The sequence below is a fragment of the Corynebacterium sp. HMSC08F01 genome (genome assembly GCF_001807545.1).
GTDB lineage: Bacteria > Actinomycetota > Actinomycetes > Mycobacteriales > Mycobacteriaceae > Corynebacterium > Corynebacterium coyleae.
Genome location: NZ_KV789301.1, coordinates 1 through 677, shown reverse-complemented (window position 1 = coordinate 677; position 677 = coordinate 1). Strand labels below are relative to the sequence as shown.

The 677-nt window shown below is 54.5% G+C and carries 1 pseudogene; it reads right to left on the bottom strand.

Annotated elements, in window-relative coordinates:
• A pseudogene (locus tag HMPREF3171_RS04985) lies at positions 1–604 on the bottom strand (helix-turn-helix domain-containing protein); the annotation flags it as partial.
• Positions 605–677 lie beyond the last annotated feature (73 nt).

Here is a 677-nt window from a genome sequence, read left to right as displayed (position 1 = left end):
ATCGGTCGAATGCTTCTTTCAAGGTGATGCGAGCATCCTCGCCGTTTTCAGGCCGGGGAAACGCTTTCGTGCCAACATCGAATCTGCTGGCGTCATCAATAACTTGATAGATCGTGACCTGGGTATGTTCGACGTCGAATAGCCGGTAGACCACAGCATCGATCTGCCACAGTTCACACACAAAGTCGCGGGCAAACCGCTTATACGAACTGCGTGGGCGCTTGCGGGCATTCGCGTCAACTACTCCAGCGTCGTGCAGCCAATCCGCGATGGTCGACCGAGATGGAGTGCGCTCCGGGCCGATTGTGTCGAACAGGTGGTAAAAGATCGACAACGGGCCGTAGTCTAGCCCCTGCTCTTGCAACGTGACTCTAGCGTCGATGACTGCTTGGCGATCCGCTTCGGTGTATTTGCGGGCAGGATTTTTCGGCGCGGTACTGTCCGGCAAAATACCCGCCCGCCCACGGCGAGCAATACGATCCCTGACGTTATGAAACGTCTGCCGAGAGATCTTCTCATCCTTGCAAAACTGCTTGATAGTTTTTCCGTCGCGGACCGGATCGAAATCCGCGATCTTTCTGCGTGTGTGCGATGAAATAGCCATCCGACCATTTCACCGGTTCAGTGTCCAAAAAGTCTCTAGACATCGTGTCCAATAAGTGGCTGGACTCCATGTC